The organism is Ideonella azotifigens, assembly GCF_021043325.1.
Taxonomy (GTDB): domain Bacteria; phylum Pseudomonadota; class Gammaproteobacteria; order Burkholderiales; family Burkholderiaceae_C; genus Ideonella; species Ideonella azotifigens.
On sequence record NZ_JAJNKD010000033.1, the window covers coordinates 1 to 14,740 of the forward strand.

At 67.4% G+C, this 14,740-nt stretch carries 1 protein-coding gene; it reads right to left on the reverse strand.

The genetic code is table 11. The features are described from left to right. Nucleotides 1-14,740: SDR family NAD(P)-dependent oxidoreductase (locus tag LRH25_RS32220; RefSeq protein WP_310742455.1), on the reverse strand; the 14,740-nt coding region annotated here is incomplete at both ends.

Here is a 14,740-nt window from a genome sequence, read left to right on the forward strand (position 1 = left end):
GGCGAGATGTTGAAGAACAGCGGGTCGAACTCATCCACGCCTTCGATGAAGCCGCCCCATTTGCTGTAGGTCTTGCCAGCCCGGGTCCGGTCTTCGTCGAAGTAGGCTCGCCAGTCCCAGCGCTCCGCAGGGATCTCGCTGATGCTGTCTTTGCCGGCGCTCAGGTTCGCCCAGAACGCTCCCACGTCCCCTGCCTCGGGGTAGCGGCCTGACAGGCCGATGATCGCGATTTCGCCAACCGCTGGACCCGCATTGCGCACATCGAAGCGCGAACCGAAGCGAGAACGGCTGCGCAGTGTCGGCACGATCTCGCGCTGCAGACCCGGGGCGACGGCAGGTGAAGAGAGCGCAGGTTTTTCACCAAGCAACTCGACCAGCTGCGTGTGGTGGCTCTGCAGGAAATAGCCGGACAGTGCGGCAATCGTCTGGTATTCGAAGAACAGCGTTTTCGGCAGCGGGCCGAAGGACTTCTCCAGCTTCTGCGTCAAGTCCATCACCAGGACGGAGTCGATGCCGTAGGCTTCCAGGGCCACCTGCGCATCGATCTTGTGTGGCGGCAGCTTCAAAGTGGCCGACAGCAGACGCACCAGGTGCCGCACCGTCTTGTCACGCAAGTCCTCGCCCAGCTGAACTGGCGCTGTCTCGGCTTGCGGGACGGCGGGTTCTGCCGGCGCAGCGGTCAACAGGGCGGCCTTCAGGCGTTCGACATGGCCCTCGACCACCAGCACCTGCGGCAGGCCACTGCCCAAGGCCTGGACCAAGGCTGTGCAACCACTGGCGCTGCGCAGCGGCGTCATGCCGATTTCCTGCAGCAGGTGGCGCCGCGTAGCAGCGTCCACCTGCATGCCGCCTTCTTCCCACAGCGGCCAGTTGATGGCCAGGCTGCGCCCCTGCCGCAGGCCTTGTGCCACCAGGCCATCCCGGAAATGGGCGAAGGCCTCCATGAAACCGTTGGCCGCCGCGTAGTCGGCCTGCCCGACGTTGCCCAGCGCACTGGCGATGGACGAGAAGCAGATGAAGCAGTCCAGCGCCAGATCGCGGGTGGCCGCGTCGAGGTTCAGCGTGCCGGCCACCTTGGCGTGCAGCACGTCCTGCAGTTCCTCGCGGGTCTTCCTGATGATGAAGCTGTCGCGCAGCACACCTGCGCTGTGCAGCACGCCGTTCAGGCCACCGAAGGCTTCGACGAGTTCGGCCACCAGGCTCGTCACGGCCTCGCGGTCGCCCACGTCGAGCTGGCGATATTGCGCAGCCCCGCCCATTGCCACCAGGCGGTCGAGGCTGGCCTGCGTCCTGGCGTTCAGCGGCGAGCGCCCGGTCAGCACCAGCCTCGCGCCCTTGGCCCGGCGCGCGATCTCCTGCGCGAAGATCAGGCCCAGGCCGCCTGCGCCACCGGTGATCAGGTAGACGCCCTGGTCCTGCCATGGCGAAGCCGCGTCAGCCACGCCGACCCACTCGGTCCAGCCGCCGACCTGGCGCTCGCCGCCGATGTAGCACACGTCCGCTGCCAGGCTGTCGCGGTTGTCGCGCAATGCCTGCGACAGGTTCTGCCCAGGTTCGACCTGGATCACCTGGCCGAGCAGAGCCGGGTTCTCCCGCTGCGCCGTGCGCAGCATGCCGCCCAGGCCCGCCATCAGCCGGGCCGTGCCCAGCTGGGGCACAAGCAACTGGACCCGGTGCTGGCCAGGCTGGCGGCTCAGGGACTGGAGCTGTGCCAGCAGCACCTCGGCTGCGGAGGCATAGCTCGCGGCCAGGTCCTCGTCCACGGCAATGGCCACGCAAGTCACATCCGGCAGCTCGGCCTGGACCTGGCGAGTGGCGGCCGCATCGAGGCCGCAGAGCATCACCACGTGCCGTGCGAAGCTGCGGCCCGCCGCGGCGTCGACGGCAACCGGCCTGGCTTCCCAGACCGGCTTGGCCAGCAAGGTCTGCAAAGCCGTTCCAGCTTCGGCAATGGGCGCGGCAATGCGCAGCCCGAGCCCACTGAACCGGACACAGACGACGCCGTGTTCGTCGCAAAGGTCAACGTCGATCGCGGATGGCAGCGCGCCAACGGCTGCCGTCCCGGCACTCGGTCGCAAGACGGCCCACATGTTGGCGGTGCACGGGGCGAGCAGTTCCAGCGCACCGAGCGTGGCGGGCAACCACAAGCGGCCATCGTCCGCGTGCCCGGCCGAGCGCAGCAGACCGAGGGTGGCTTGCAGTGCCGCGTCCAGCAGGCTGGGATGCAGCCCGTAACCTTCCGTCGGCGCGGAAGCCGGCAACACGACCCGGGCCAGGACCTGGCCGTCTCCGACCAGAAGTTCATTCAGGCCCTGGAAGCTCGGGCCGTATGCCAAGCCCATCCGGTCAAATGCCGCGTAGCACTGCGCAGCATCGAGATGCGCCGCGCTGCATTGCGCGCGCAACGCCACCAGGTCATGCGTTGCCACAGTGGCGCCAGGCGCCTCGGCGACCGTCACGACCGCGCCCTGGCAATGCACCCGGGATTCGTCGCCTTCGCCATCGCTGTAGATCTCGAAGCGGATGTCGCCAGCCGCCTGTGGCAGCAGCGCGATGTACAGTTCCACACCGTCCTCGCCGGCCACCACCGGTCGCAGCCAGGCGATGTCCCGGAGCTGCAGCGAGCAGTCTTCGTCCATGGCCAGGCTCACCGCGTGCCGCGCCATCTCCAGCTGCGCCACACCCGGCAGGATGCGCGTGCCTTTCACCCCATGGTCGGCGAAGAAGAACTCCTCGCCACTGAAGTGCGAACTGAAGCGCTGCACCTCAAAGCTGGAAGTGTTGCGATGCAGCAGCGGGTGCAGTTGACCGCCCGTTGCAGTCTGCACCGCCTGCGGCGCAGACACGTCCAGCCAGTAGCGTTCACGCGCAAACGGATAGGTGGGCAGGCTGATGCGCTGCGGCTTCTGGTTGCCGTACAGCCGCTGCCAGTCCACGGTCATGCCCTTGACCCACAGGTCCAGCAACTTGCCGAACTTGCCCTTGGCGATCCAGGCATCCGCCATGGCAGCCGTGTCCTCGTCGCCGGTCAGCGCCGCCAAGGTTTCCTTGTTCCGCTTGACCTGGCCCCGGTAGAGCTCGTCGACGTCGCGGCCTTCGAGGTGCTCGCTCAGCTTGTGCTTCAGTTCCTCCACCGAACTGACAACCAGCCCCAGCCGCTCTTCCATCGCCTCTCGCCCGACCTGCAGCGTGTAGGCGAGATCGGCAAGATGGATGGCCGCGTCGGCTTCGATGGCCTCGCGCAGTTGCCGGACTTGTTCCTGGAGCCGGTCTTCGCTTCTGGCCGACAGTACGATGAGTGCCGGGCCCTGGTCTGTGCGTTGGGTTTGCGCTGCGCTGTATTCCTCGACGACCACGTGCGCATTGGCCCCGCCCGCGCCGAACGACGAGATGCCGGCGATGCGTTTGCCTTCTGTCCTTGTTCCGCCGATTTCCCGGACAGGCCTGGGCCAGTCGGTGAGTGCTTGCTGCACGACGAAGGGCGTGGCCTCGAAGTCGATGTTGGGGTTCAGGACAGCCGAGTGCAGGCTGGGTGCGATCTGGCGGTGCTTGAGTTGCAGCAGGACTTTGGTGACGCCGGCAATGCCGGCGGCGCTTTCGCAGTGGCCGATGTTGGATTTGGCCGAGCCGATGGCGCAGTACTGTTTGTCTTGCGTCCATTGGCCGAAGGCTTTGGCCAGACCTGCGATTTCGATCGGGTCGCCCAGGCTGGTCCCCGTGCCGTGGGCTTCGATGTAGCTGATGTCCCGCGCGTCGATGCCGCCTTCCTTGAGCGCGCGCTCTATGACTTTGGCTTGCGCGTTGGGGTTCGGGACGGTGTAGCCGTTGGTCTTGCCGCCATGGTTGATGGCGCTGGCCTTGATGACGCCGTAGATGTGGTCGCCGTCGGCTTGCGCTTGGGCCAGGGGCTTGAGCAGGATGGCGCCCACGCCTTCTCCGGGGACGTAGCCTTCTCCGCCTTCGCCGAAGCTTTCGCAGCGGCCTTTGCCGGAGATGAATTTGCCCTGGGCGAGCATCAGATACTTGTTGGGATGCACCGAGACGTTGACGCCTCCGGCCACCGCCACTGCGCAGTTGCCTTGCCGCAGGCTTTGGCAGGCCAGGTGGATGGCGGTGAGCGAGGACGAGCACATGGTGTCCAGGGCCAGGCTGGGTCCGCTGAAGTTGCACCAGTAGGAGATGCGGTTGGCGATGGATGCGGGGCTGTTGAAGACGGCCAGGTTGTGGCCTCTGGCCTGTTCCTGCGCGCCGTAGAGTTGGTATTCCTCGTACATGACGCCGACGAACACGCCAACGTTCTGCTCCGCAGCGACGCTGCCCCGGGTGTAGCCGGCGTCTTCCAGCGTGGCGTGCACGCATTGCAGGAACAGCCGCTCCTGCGGGTCCATCAGTTCGGCTTCTCTCGGCGAGATGTTGAAGAACAGCGGGTCGAACTCATCCACGCCTTCGATGAAGCCGCCCCATTTGCTGTAGGTCTTGCCAGCCCGGGTCCGGTCTTCGTCGAAGTAGGCTCGCCAGTCCCAGCGCTCCGCAGGGATCTCGCTGATGCTGTCTTTGCCGGCGCTCAGGTTCGCCCAGAACGCTCCCACGTCCCCTGCCTCGGGGTAGCGGCCTGACAGGCCGATGATGGCAATCTCGCCGGCGGCAGAAGCGCTGGCATTCCCGTGGATCGGGCCGCGCACTTCGTAGCGAGAGCGGTGGCGCAACAGCGCTGAAACCGGCTTCTCCGCTGTTGCTGCCACAGGCAGCGCCACAGTGCTCGGGACGCTGCGCGCTTGCCCCACCAGCGCGGCCATTGCAGCAGGATGGTGCTGAACAAAATAGCCACTCAATGCGGCAATGGTCTGGTATTCGAAGAACAGCGTCTTGGGCAGCGGCCCGAACTGTTTTTCCAGGCTGCGCGTCAGGTCCAGGATCAGGATGGAGTCGATGCCGTAGCTCTCCATCTGTGCCTGTGCGTCGATCTTCTGTGTCGGCAGCTTCAGCGCATTGGCGAGGAAGCGGACCAGGTAGCGAACTGCTCTTTCGTCGAAGCTGTCCAGTGCATCGGCTGCTACCGGCACGGGCACAGGGGCGGGGACTGAGCGCTCTGCCTTCGGCGCGCTATCGGTCGGAGGTGTCGACGTGGTCATGGCCTTCAGGCCGAGCCGCCTGAATTGCACGCAGGCCATGCCGTTGGCGTCGCAGAGGTCGATGTCGACCTCCTGCACCGCGTCGCTGCTCGCATGGTCGGCGGTAGGCCGAACGACGGCCCACATCGCGGCCGTGCAAGGCGCAAGCACCGCCAGCGATCCCAAGGCAAACGGCAGCATCAGGCTCAGGCCGCCAGTGTTGGCGCCGATCCGCAGGCCAACCGAGGCCTGCATCGCCGCGTCGAGCAGGCTGGGGTGCAAGACGTAGCTGTCCTGTGCCGCCAGCACCGATGGCGGCAGCGTGATCGCGGCCACCGCCAGTTGCTCGCCGATGAACAGCTCGCCCAGCCCCTGGAAGCCGCTGCCGTAGTGCAGGCCAAGATCGTCGAACAGCGCGTAGCACTGCGCGGCACCCAGGTACGCCTGCGAGCATTGCTGCTGCAAGGCCGTGATGTCGTGCGTCACCGGCGCAGCCTGGTCCGCGGACGCCGTCACCAGGCCTTGGCCGTAGAACACCTCGGCCTCCGCGGTGCCAGCGTGCAGCGCATAACGGACATCGCCGTCATCCTCCGGATACAGCGAAACATGCAACGCCACACCCTCCGGCCCGACCGTGACGGGCCGTGCCCAGACCACGTCCTTCAGATGCAGCGCACCGGCACCATCGCCCATTCCGCTCATCGCCTCGCTCACCGCGAAGCGCGCCATTTCCAGTTGCGCGGCGCCGGGCAGGATGCGCTGGTCCAACACGACATGGTCGGCGAGGAAAAACTCGTTGCCGCTGAAGCGGCTGCTGAAGCGCGGCCCGAGCAGGTTCGAGGAATTGCGATGCACCAGCGGGTGCAGCAAGGCAGACGGGGCGGAAGTGGCCTGCGCGTCGCTGCGACCCGTCGGCACCCAATGTCGTTCCTTTGCAAACGCGTAGCTCGGCAAGCTGATGCGACGCGGCGGACGGTCGCTGTACATGCCTGTCCAGTCCACCGCCTCGCCTTTCACCCACAACGCAAGCAGCGTGTCCAGCTCGCTCCGCTCGATCCCACTGCGCGTGTCGGCGCTGGCCGTGGCCGCCTTGTTGCGCCCGGCCTGCCCGCGGTGGACCTCGTTGGCACCGGTGTCGCCGGCCAGATGGCGGGCCAGCTTCTCGCGCAGCTCTGCAAGCGAGCCTGCCACCAGGCCCAGCCGCGCCTTCATTGCTTCGCGGCCGACCTGCAGTGTGTAAGCCAGGTCATGCAGGTCGACGGCGGCGTTCTCCGGCGCGTTGGCGAATGCCCACAGCCGCTCTGCCTGCTCGCGCAGCCGCTCGTCATCGCGCGCCGACAGCACGACGGCGACGGGACCGGTCGCAGCAGGTCTGGCCACCGCCAGCGGGAGGTACTCCTCCAGTACCACGTGCGCATTGACGCCGCCAAAGCCGAACGAGCTCACGCCCGCACGACGCGGCAGGGCCTGGCCTTGCGCGTCGCGCAGTGCTGTCCACTCGCGCGCCTCCTGCACGACGTAGAACGGACTTCCATTGAGGTCGATGTACGGATTCAGCGCCTCGCTGTGCAAGCTTTTCACCAGCACCCTGTGCCTCATCTGCAGCAAGACCTTGATGACGCCGGTGACACCGGCCGCCAGTTCCAGGTGGCCGATGTTGGTCTTGACCGAGCCGATCCCGCAATGCGGCGCAGCGACGGCACTGTCCCCCGTGGTCGCGTACAGGGTCTTGAAGGCCGCCTTGAGCCCGTTGATCTCGACCGGGTCGCCCAGCTTGGTTCCGGTACCGTGCGCCTCGATGTAGGTCACCGTGCGGGGGTCAATGCCGGCGCGCTCGTAGGCCTTGGCGACCACCGCCGCCTGTGCGGTCGGATTCGGCGCCGTCAAGGAGTTGGCACGGCCGCCGTGGTTTTCGGCGATGCCGCGCACCAGACCGTGGATGTGGTCGCCATCGCGCTCGGCGTCCGACAGGCGCTTGAGCACCAGCATCGCCACGCCTTCGCCGCGCACGTAGCCGTTGGCCTCGCTGGAGAAGGTCTTGCAGCGGCCGTCCTCGGCCAGCATGCCGGCCTTCGCAAAGCTGGCGTGCAGCTCCGGATTGACGAGGGTGTTGACGCCACCGGCAATGGCCATGCCGCAGTCGCCCCGCTGCAGCGCGAGGACAGCGCGCCTCATGGCGACCAGCGAGCTGGAGCAGGCCGTTTCCACCGGCTCGCTGGGCCCATGCCAGTCGAGGAAATAGCTCATCCGGTTCGGGCCGACCGAAGCCACCGCGCCGGTTGACGAATGGCCTTCGACGGGTGTGTGCGCACGGCTGATCAGGCTGGCATAGCCGCTGGCCATCGTGCCGACGTAGAGCGCGGTGTTGCTGCCCGACAGGGCCGAGCCCGCGTAGCCAGCGTCTTCGAGCGCCTTCCAGACCTGCATCATCATCAGGCGCTGCTGCGGATCCATCAGCTCGGCTTCCTTCGGCGAGATGCCGAAGAACATCGGATCGAATTCGTCGATGCCAGCCATGAAGCCGCCCCACTTGACGCGGGCGTGCGCCTCTGCGGAGTCGGCGGACCAGGTCCCCCAATCAAGACGCTCACGCGGAATTTCGCTGATGCAGTCCTTGCCTTCGGCGAGCACGCGCCACAAGGCATCGATGTCATCCGCCATCGGGAACTGGCCGCTCATGCCGATGATGGCAATCGGCTCGTCCACCGCCGGGGCACGGCTGGGCGCTGCTGCCACAGTGGTGCGCTGGTCTTGGCTCGTGGACAGCGCCTGGGTCGCCCGGGGGGCCGGTGGGGCCGCAACAGGCCCGCCCTGGGGCGCGAAGTGGCGCCGCATGGTCTCGCGGCGCTCGCGGGCCAGGAAGCCTGCCAGTCCGTCCAGGGTCGGGAACTCGAAGAAGATCGTCGGTGTCAGCTCGGCCTGGTAGCGCTCGTTCAAGCCATTGCCGAAACCGGTCAGCGTGATCGAGTCGAAGCCGTATTCGCTGAGCGAGGTTTCGCCGTCGATGTCTTCAGGCTTCACCTTCAGCGTGGCCGAGACCCTCTCGACCAAAGCTTGCTGGATGCGCTGCCGCAACGTCGCGTCGTCGACGGCTGCGGGCTGGACCGCCACCACCGGTTCCACCGCCGCGACCGGTGCATCGAAGGCCTGGTGTTCCAAGCGCACAGGCGACGCCGCCGCTTCCTCGCGGCGTTCGGTCCAGTAGCGCTCGCGGGCAAACGGATAGGTTGGCAGGCTGATCCGCCGCGGCGCCTGGCCGCTGTTGCGATGCAATGCCGCCCAGTCGACCGGCAGGCCCCTGACCCACAGGCCCAGCAGCTTGTCGGCCTTGCCCTTGGCGAGCCAGGTGGCCGCGACCGAGGCCATGTCGATGTCTTCGTCACCGGCGAGCAGGACCATCGCGTCCTTGCCGCGCCTGGCTTGCCCGCGATGCAGGCCGGCGATGGCCTCGTCCCCTGCCAGGAAGGCAGAGAGCTTGTGGCGCAACTCGGCGAGCGATTCGACCGTCAGCGCGAGCCGTTCTTCCATCGCCTCGCGCCCGACCTGCAAGGTGTAGGCGAGATCGGCGAGCGAGAGCTCGGTCTGGTCTGCCGTGATCGCGGCGAGCAGGCGCCGCGCCTGGTCCTCCAGGCGATCCTGGCGACGCGCCGACAACACGACCATCACGGCGCCACCCATGCTGGCTGGCACCGCCGACGCGATGTATTCCTCGATCACCACATGCGCATTCGCGCCGCCCGCGCCAAACGACGAGATGCCGGCCGTGCGAGGGATCTCCTGCGCGCGGCCGCCGATGTCCCGAACCATTCGCGGCCAGGGCGCCAACTCCCGTTGCAATGCGAAGGGCGAATTGGCGAAGTCAATGGACGGATTGACCTCGGCCGCATGCAGGCTGGGCACCAGCGTCCGGTGCTTCATCTGCATCAGCACCTTGCTGAGGGCCACGATGCCAGCCGCGCTCTCGCAGTGGCCCACATTGGACTTGGCCGAACCGATGGCGCAGAACTGCTTGTCCTCGGTCCAGTCCCGGAAGGCCTTGGTGAGGCCGGCAATCTCGATCGGATCGCCCAGGCTGCTGCCGGTGCCCTGGGCTTCGAGGTAGCTGACGTTGCGGGCATCGACGCCCGCACGCTCCAGCGCGCTGCGCACGACCTGCGCCTGCATCGCCGGGTTGGGCACCATGTAGCCGTTGGTCCTGCCGCCGGCATTGACGGCGCTGCCCTTGATCACGCCGTGGATGTGATCGCCATCGGCAACGGCCTGCTGCAGCGGCTTGAGCACAAGCGCGCCCACGGCCTCGCCATCGACAAAGCCGTCGCCGTCAGCCGCAAACGACTTGCACTTGTCGCCGGCGGACAGCATCGTCATCGCGGACAGGGTCAGCAGGTGATCCGGGTCCACGATCAGGTTGACGCCGCCGGCAATCGCCACCTCGCTCTCGCCGCTGCGCAGGCTCTCCAGTGCCAGGTGGATGGCCGTCAGCGACGACGAGCAGGCGGTGTCCACCGCCATGCTGGGCCCCTGGAAGTCCAACAGGTAGGACACCCGGTTGGCGATGGACCAGAAGCGCGTGCCGCTCGGATAACGCTCGTTCATCACGCCGACGAACATGCCGACCTTGCGGCTGGCGCACAGCGTGGCGGGGGTGTAGCCGGCATCCTCGATGCAGGCGTAGGCCTCCTGGATGAACAGCCGCTCCTGCGGGCTCATGGCCTCCGCTTCGCGCGGCGAGATGTTGAAGAACAGCGGATCGAAGCAATCAACATCGTCGATGAAGCCGGCCCAGCGGGTGTAGGCCTTGCCGGGCTGGCCCCGGCGCTCATCGAAATACGGGGCGTGGTCCCAGCGCGCTGCCGGCACCTCGCGGATGCAGTTGCGTCCGGCCTTCAGGTGCGCCCAGAACTCGGTGACATCGGCCGCCTCCGGATAGCGCCCGGACAGCCCGATGATGGCCACGTCCAGCGTTGCAGGCGGCAGCGTTGCAGGCGGTGTGCCATTGCCTGGACGGCGGAAGCCGCGCGCTGTCGTGCGCCGCGACTGGCTCGTGATCCGAATGGGCGGCTCCGGCAGGCTTGGCGATGCCGCCACCTGCGGCGCTGCGGCGGCATCCAACCCGACCCAGCGCATCATCGCCTCGGGCTGGGTCGCGATGAAATGATCGGCCAGCGAATCGACGCTGGCGTACTCGAAGAACAGCGTCGGGCTGACCGCACTTTCGATGCCAAGGTCCTTGAACGCCTGGCGCAGGCCGTTGCTCAGCTCCAGCACCAGGATCGAGTCGATGCCGTAGGCGTCCAGGCCGGTGCCGGCATCGATCCTGTCGAGCGGCATCTTCAGGGTCTGGCCGACAAGCTTCTTGAACTGCTGCACGCACTTCTCGCGCAGCAGCGCGGACGTGGCGGTGACCTGGGCCGTGGACGGGCCGGGCGCGGCCTCGTTGCGGCTGCGCGCAACGGCCGCGGGAACGGGCGCAGGAGCGGGCGCGATGCGGGCCGGCGCTGCAGGCAGGCTCGCGGCAGCGCGCACGGGCTGCCGTTGCACAGTCACGCCATCACTCTCGGCGACGACCACCTGCTGGCCGAGCGCGTGTTGGGCCGCGGCCGGGAAGAGGACATGGCGATAGCCTTCCTCGCGCAGCACCGTGTCCCAGCGCTCCGGCGCGAGGCTGGGGCTGCTGGGGATGCGCAGCGCCTCGTCCTCGTACAGCCACCAGCCGTCCAGCAGGCCGAAGGTCAGGTGGGTCCACAGCTCGCAACGGCTCAACTCATTGAGCACCAGCAGGCCGTTCGGGCGCAGCAGCGCCTTCGCGTTGCGCAGGCTCTCGCGGATGTCGCGGGTCGCATGCAGCACGTTGGTGGCAATCGCCAAGTCGTAGCTGCCGGCCTCGACGCCCTGCCCGGCCAACGGGCAGCCAACGTCGAACAGCCGGTAATCGAGGTAGGGGTGGTCGGGTCCGTATTTCCGCTCTGCGTGCAGCAGGAAGGCACGCGACAGGTCGGTGTAGGCGTAGGCCGCCATGTGCGACGCAAAGGGCTTGAGCCGTGCCAGCACGCGGGCGCTGGTGCCGCCGGTGCCGGCGCCGATCTCGAGGATGCGGATGCGGGCTTCAGGGTCCTGCCGCACGCGTTCGGCGACAAATGCGACCACGGTGTCGCAGAGCACGTCGTTGAAATGGTCCGCCACGGCATTGCCCTGGTAGACACCTTCGACGAGGTGCATCGAAGAGCCCGGGAACATCACGCTGGTGGCCTGCACGCGGCCCTGCAGGATGGCTGGCAACTGACCCAGCATCGCATCGACCAGCTGCACCTGCGCGCGCAGGTCGGCGTCGTCCAGCCATGCGGTCTTGCGCTGCTGCCATGCGGCCCAGGCCTGGGCGAGCGAAGTCGTTTCATCTGCCGACGCCGCCAGCCATTGCCGGCTGTGGGCCAGCCAGCGCGCGTGGCCCGGGCGCAGGCCAGGCACCGCGGCCTCGCCAGTCCAACCCAGCGCCTGCAGTTCGCCGCGCAAGATCGCCAGCGACAGGCGATCGATCTCGCGCTTGTGTTGCGTGAGGCGGCCTGCATCGATGGGGAATGCCCTGCTCGCCGGGCGGCTGGCGATCTCATGCGCCAGAGACCCGAATCGCGGGGCATCCACATGCACACGCGCATCGCCGACCAGGTCGAACAAGCCGCCTTTGGCCCCTGCCGGTGCGACCTTGAGAAAGCCCAGCTGGGGCATGGGCGCCGCCAGCAGGCGTTCGATGGCCAGCATGCCTTCTTCCGCTTCGATGGAGCCAAAGCCCAGCTGCGCCATGCGCTCGCGGTAAGCCTGCGAGGCGACCACGCCGACGCTGCCCCAGTAACCCCAGTTCATGACCTTGACGGGGTACGGCAGGCGCTGCGCCAATTGCAGCGCGTAGGCGTCCTTGAAGGTGCAGCCGGCCGCGTAGTTGCTCTGCCCGGCCGCCTTCATGAAGCTAAGCAGCGAGGAGCAGAACAGCATGAAGTCCAGCGGCAGCGCACCGAACACCTGGCACATGCGCACGCTGACATCCACCTTGGCCGCCAGGCCCGCAAGCAGGCGGTCCTCGTCCATCTGCGCCAGGCTCTTGTCCAGCAGCGCGATGGCGGCATGCATCACGCCATGGATCGCCGGGTGGCGCGCCAGGATCTGCTCGCGGGCGCGCACCAGCGCCTGCAGGTCGGTCGCATCGGCCGCGATGTACTCGGGCCTGGGCCCGAAGGCGGCCAGCCGCTCCTGGGCCTGCGCAATGGCCTCGTCCAGCGGGCGCCTGCCGATCCAGACGATGTTCGCCTGGTGGGCGCGGATCATGTGCCCGCTCCAGGCCTGGCCAATGCCGCCCGCGCCGCCGATCACCACGTAGACGCCGCCGCGCCGGTACAGGGTTTCGTGCCGGGCCGCCGACGCGATGTCGACGGGCAGCAGGGCCTGGCGGAACCATTGGCCGGAGCGCCAAGCCAGCGCGTCGCCCTGCGGGTCGAAAGGCAGCTGGAAGAGTTGGTCGAGCGGCCAGGCTTGTGCGCCGTCCAGGTCCAGCAGGCGGAATTGCCAGCGCCGGAATTCCTTGGCCGCCGCCCCCACGAAGCCATGCACGCCGGCATGCGCTGGCAGCACCGCATCGGACAGGTGGACGGCCTGGGTGCGGACCGTCAACACCGTCCAGTTCAGCGGGCGTTTGTCCAAACCAAGTGCCAGCAAGGCCTTGACCAGGCGGAAGCCCAGCACCACACCTTGTTGCTGCAATGCGATCAAGCCCTCGTCGTCCTGCTGATCCGACTCGGGCTCGCCGCTGTCGGCGATCCAGACGAGGTGATCGAACTCGCCGTGCTGGCGCAGGCCTTGTTCGATCTCGGCGATTTGCGCGGCTGGCGGCAATGCAAGCAAGGCCGCAGCGGGGAACTGGCTCAGCACTGCTTGCCGCCGAGCGGGCGGGCCACCCAGGATCAACACGCGTTCGGTGGTGGAGGCTTGGTTCGCAGGCGCCGGCGGGTTCACCACTTGCCAGACGGGTGCCAACAACAGATCGGTTTCGTGTGCGGCCTGCTCGGTTGCAAGGGTCTTCCCGTCGTTCACGGACCGCAAGCTGAACTGCCCCAAGCGCACGCAGACCTGGCCGTGCTCGTCGCACAGCTCAACGTCCAGCCGCTGCACCGCGTCGCCTGCGCTGCTCCCGGCACTTCTGCGCACGACCGCCCACATCTCCGCCGTGCACGGCGCCAGCACTTCCAGCGCCCCCAGCGCAAACGGCAGGCTCAGCGGCGCGTTCTCCGCCTGCAAGCCCAGCGTGGCCTGCAAGGCCGCGTCCAGCAGGCTGGGGTGCAGTTGGTAGCCGTCCTGTGGCGCCCCATCCGGCAAGCTGATGCGCGCCAGCAGCCGGTCCTGCCCGACCAAGACTTCGCGCAAGCCCTGGAACGCCGGGCCGTAGTGCAGGCCCAGCTGCTCGAAGCGGGCGTAGCACTGCGCTGCTGTCAGCTGCGTTTGCTGGCACAACGCGCGCAATGCTTGCAGGTCATGCGCCTGCGCGCTGGCCGGCACCAGTTCGCGGGCTCGGCCCTGGCTGTAGACCCGGACCTCGCCCTCATCGTCCTCGCTGTAGATCTCGAAGCCGAGGGCCCCGTCGTCTTCCGGATCCAGCGCGATGTGCAGGCTCAGCCCTTCGCTGGCCACGACCACCGGGCGCATCCACACCACGCCACTCAGCGCAACGACCTCGTGCCCCAGCACCTGGCGGGCTGCCGTGCGCGCCATCTCCAGCTGCGCCACACCGGGCAACACGCGCTCGCCTCGCACCACATGGTCGGCCAGGAAGAATTCTTCGCCGCTCAACTGGGTGCTGAAGCGCAGGCCGTCCACGTCCGAGGTGTTGCGGTGCACCAGCGGGTGCAGGCTCGCCGTTGTTGCCGTGGTCGCTGTGGGCTGCGTTGCGCTGGTCTGCACCCAGTAGCGCTCACGCGCAAACGGGTAGGTGGGCAGGCTGATGCGTTGGGGCCTCCGGCCGCCGTACAGCCGCTGCCAGTCCACGGCCATGCCCTTGACCCACAGGTCCAGCAACTTGCCGAACTTTCCTTTGGCAATCCAGGCCTCTGCCATGGCGGCCGTGTCCTCGTCGCCCGTCAGCGCGGCCAATGCTTCCTTGTTGCGCTTGACCTGGCCCCGGTACAGCTCGTCAACGTCTCTTCCTTCAAGGTGCTCGCTCAGTTTTTGTTTCAGCTCTTCCACTGAACTGACGACCAGCCCCAGCCGCTCCTCCATCGCCTCTCGCCCGACCTGCAGCGTGTAGGCCAGGTCGGTAAGGTGGATGGCCGCGTCGACTTCGATGGCATCGCGCAGTTGCCGGACTTGTTCCTGGAGCCGGTCTTCGCTTCTGGCCGACAGCACGATGAGGGCCGGTCCGCTTGGGGTGTCTTGCGTTGGCGGCGCGCTGTATTCCTCGATGACCACATGCGCGTTGGCCCCGCCCGCACCAAACGACGAGATGCCGGCGATGCGTTTGCCTACCCTCTGGATACCGGCCACTTCACGCACCGGTGCAGGCCAGTCGGCCAACTCCTGCTGCACGACGAAGGGCGTGGCCTCGAAGTCGATGTTGGGGTTCAGGACACTGGAGTGCAGGCTGGGCGCGA